3 protein-coding genes are annotated in these 3875 nt (G+C 65.2%); all 3 read right to left on the bottom strand.

Annotated elements, in window-relative coordinates; translation table 11 throughout:
- Positions 1-140: 30S ribosomal protein S16 (gene rpsP, locus ACFMO5_RS12335; RefSeq protein ID WP_376793055.1), on the bottom strand; the 140-nt coding region annotated here is incomplete at its 3' end.
- A 120-nt stretch (positions 141-260) separates the two neighbouring features.
- Positions 261-1583 (bottom strand): signal recognition particle protein, encoded by a 1323-nt coding sequence (gene ffh, locus ACFMO5_RS12330; protein ID WP_376793054.1) that lies wholly within the window; start codon positions 1581-1583, stop codon positions 261-263.
- 258 nt (positions 1584-1841) lie between these two features.
- Positions 1842-3875, bottom strand: a 2034-nt coding sequence (locus ACFMO5_RS12325; protein WP_376793053.1) for a DNA gyrase subunit A, incomplete at its 5' end; no start/stop codon positions are given.

Genomic DNA, 3875 nt, shown 5'->3' with positions numbered 1-3875 from the left:
GTTTCCGGCTCCGTGCGCGGGTTGTAGTGTCCGATGATCTCGATGAACTTCCCATCCCGCGGCGCCCGCGAATCCGCCACGACGATCCGATACGTCGGCTCATGCTTTTTGCCCATACGCTGCAAACGGATCCGAACCATCCTCACCTCACCTAGGGAATGGAGTGGATAAGCGATCATGCTGTGCTTATAGGATTTGGGCAAGGGGCCGCAGAGGGCGAACGTCCCATCCCCCTGCAACCTCTTGGGGTAACGAGCCCCTTAACGGAAAAATGGGAAAGGCAGCCCGCCACGGCCGGATTTCACCTGTTTCATCAATCGCTGCAGCTGCCGGAACTCGCTGAGCAGCTGGTTGACCTCCTGCACCGTGGTGCCGCTGCCCCGCGCGATCCGTCGCTTACGGCTGGCGTTGATGATCTCTGGATTGCGTCGCTCCTCGGGCGTCATCGAGTTAATGATGGCCTCGACGCGCTTGAACTGGCGGTCCGCCTCCTCCGGCGAGATCATGCGGGCGAGCTGATGGTAGCCAGGCATCAGCTCCAGCAGCTGCGAGAGCGGCCCCATCTTCCGCACCATCCGCAGCTGCTCCAGGAAATCCTCCAGCGTGAACTCGGCCCGCGTTAGCTTGCGGGCCATCTCCGCCGCCTTCTCCGCCTCCACCGCCTCCTGGGCCTTCTCAATCAAAGCCAGCACATCTCCCATCCCCAGGATGCGGGAGGCCAGGCGCTCCGGCTGGAACGGCTCCAGTTGATCCGGTTTCTCCCCCACCCCGATGAACTTGATCGGGACTCCGGTGACGGCCCGGATGCTGATCGCCGCACCCCCTCGCGCATCGCCGTCCAGCTTGGTCAGAATCAGGCCGGTCAGCCCCAGGCGCCGATGGAACGCCTCGGCGGCCCGCACCGCATCCTGCCCGGTCATCGCATCGGCGACTAACAAGATCTCGCCCGGGCGAACGGCATCCCGGATGGCCTCCAGCTCCTGCATCATCTCTTCATCGATGTGCAGCCGGCCGGCCGTATCCAGCAGGACCAAGGTATGCCCTTGTTCCCGGGCGAACCGCAGGCTGTGACGGGCGATGGCGATCGGGTCGGCCTCCGGCCCTTCCTGGTAAACCGGGATGTTCAACTGGCGGCCCAGGATCTCCAATTGGGTGATGGCCGCCGGGCGGTAAACATCGGCCGCCACGAGAAGCGGCCGCTGCCCGCTTTTGCGCAGACGCAGGGCCAGCTTCGCCGCTGTGGTGGTTTTGCCCGATCCCTGCAAGCCGACCAGCATCACCACGTGCGGAGGGGACCCGCTTAGACGAATCGGCGCGGGATCCCCCAGGGTTTTCACCAGCTCTTCGTAGACGATCTTGATCACCTGCTGGGCCGGCGTGAGGCTTCGGGTCACTTCTGCGCCGACGGCTCGCTCTCGAACCCGGGCCAGGAAGTCGCGGACGACGGTGTAATGGACATCCGCCTCCAGAAGGGCCAGACGGATCTCCCGGAGGGCGGCATCCACATCCGCCTCGGTCAGCACCCCCCGCCGCCCCAGGCGATCGAAGATCTGTTGGAATTTTTGAGTCAACCCCTCAAACATGGGGATGCTGGACTCCCTCAGGGTTCAGGTCTTGCCGGAAAATTATAGCACAGCGTCGGTCATACCCTCAATGCTGTGCCCCTTGACAAATCCCTCAGGAACTGGGGGCCATCGAAGGCGGTCCCTCACCCCCAGGCGGTCCTCTCGAAGGGTGTGGAGAATCCGATGGCCTTGCGGATGCGGACAATCCGCCATCCCTGGGGCTCTAATGTAGGGGTACCCCTGGTGGGTGCCCCTACAACGGAAGACCAGGCCCTCCTATGATTGTGCAGGGCGGATACGGGCGACGGAGGCAAGGCGATCGGATTCGACCAGGGCCATCAGGCGGCTCCCTCGGGCCGACCGCCCCGCTTGGGGGATCTCGGCGACCGGGATTCGGATCGCGATCCCGTTGGCAGTCAGTAACACCACATCGTCTTCAGGCCGCACCACCCGCGCCGCCACGATCTCCCCGATCTCCTCCAAGCGATCGGCGATGGTCCGCACGCCCCCTGTGGCCCGGCCCTTCCGGGGGTATTGGCTCAGCGGAGTGCGTTTTCCAAACCCGGCCGCCGTCACCACGAGTAGCTCCCCCTCCGAATCGACGCGATCTAAGGCGACCACGCCGTCGCCTTCTTCCAGCCGGATGCCCCGCACCCCAGCGGCCGCCCGGCCCATCGGGCGGACCTCCGTTTCATCGAAGCGGAGCGCCTGCCCCCGGGCGGTGATCAACAGAAGATCGCCGGAGCCGGTGCTGAGGCAGACATCCTGGAGCACATCCCCTTCTTCCAGCGTGATGGCCACCAGACCGGTGGAGCGCGTAGCGATGAACTCGCTCAACGGCACCCGCTTGATCTTCCCGAAGCGGGTTGCCATCACCAAATAACGATCGCTGCCGTTCGCCTCCGTTTCATCGACCCATGCCGGCGGGATCGTCACGGCGGCGGTGATCCGTTCCCCTTCCGACAGGGGAATGAGGTTCACGATGGGCAGGCCGCGGGCCGCCCGGTCCGCATCCGGCACTTCATAGGCGCGGACGCGATAGGCCCGGCCCTGATCGGTGAAGAAAAGGAGATAATCCAGGGTGCGGCATGCGAAGACGCCGGCCACGGTGTCATCCTCGTCTGTGGTCATCCCGGTGACCCCCCGCCCGCCTCGGCCCTGGGGCCGATAGGCCGTCACCGGAACCCGCTTGACATATCCGCGCTGGCTGAGGAGCACCAGCACCGGCTCGTCGGGGATCAGGTCCTCCACCGTGAACTCGGCCGTCGCCTCCGGGAGGATCCGGGTGCGACGGGGATCCGCGTATTTCTCCCTCAGCCCTTGGAGCTCCTCTCGGATCACCCCCAGGATCCTGCGGGGGTCTGCCAGCAGCGCCTCCAGGTCGGCGATGCGGACCATCAGGCCCTGGTATTCCTCTTCCAGCCGTTGGCGCTCCAGAGCGGCCAAGCGCCGCAGGGGCATATCCAGGATGGCCTGGGCCTGGACCTCCGTGAGCCTGAAGCGGGCCATCAACTGGACCTTCGCCGTCTCCGCGTCCGGGGCGTTGCGAATGAGGGCGATGACCTCGTCCAGGAACTGGAGGGCGATGCGCAGCCCTTCCAGGATATGCGCCCGTGCCTTCGCTTTCTCCAACTCGTAACGGGTCCGCCGGGTTACCACCTGGATCCGATGCTCGATGAAGAGCTGGAGGATCCGCTTCAGGGAGAGCACCCGCGGCTGACCGTCCACCAAGGCCAGCATCTGGACGCCGAAGGTGGTCTGGAGGGGCGTGAACTTCAACAACTGATTGAGGACCGTCTGGGGCCGGGCCCCTCGCTTGAGCTCGATCACGATGCTCAGCCCGTGGCGATCGGATTCGTCCCGCAGATCCGCGATGTCGTCGATCCGCCCCTCGCGCGCCAGCTCGGCGATCCGCTCGATGAGGGCCGCCTTGTTCACCTGATAGGGGAGCTCCGTCACCACGATCCGCCATCGCCCACCCTTCATCTCCTCGATCCGCGTCACCGCCCGCACCACCAGGCGCCCGTGCCCCGTGGCGTAAGCGGCCCGGATCCCCTCCTGTCCCAAAATCAACCCCCCGGTGGGGAAATCCGGGCCGGGGATGAAGCGCATGAGATCCTCAACGGTTACTTCATCCCGTTCATCCCATCGGTCGATCAAGTAGATCAAGGCGTCGCAGACCTCGGCGAGGTTATGAGGGGGGATGTTGGTGGCCATCCCCACGGCGATCCCCGAGGCCCCGTTGATCAGCAGCTGCGGCGCCCTCGCCGGCAGCACCACCGGCTCCCGCAGCGAACCGTCGAAATTGTC

It is taken from the genome of Thermoflexus sp., assembly GCF_042408365.1.
GTDB lineage: Bacteria > Chloroflexota > Anaerolineae > Thermoflexales > Thermoflexaceae > Thermoflexus.
This window is presented reverse-complemented; position numbering and strand designations above follow the sequence as displayed.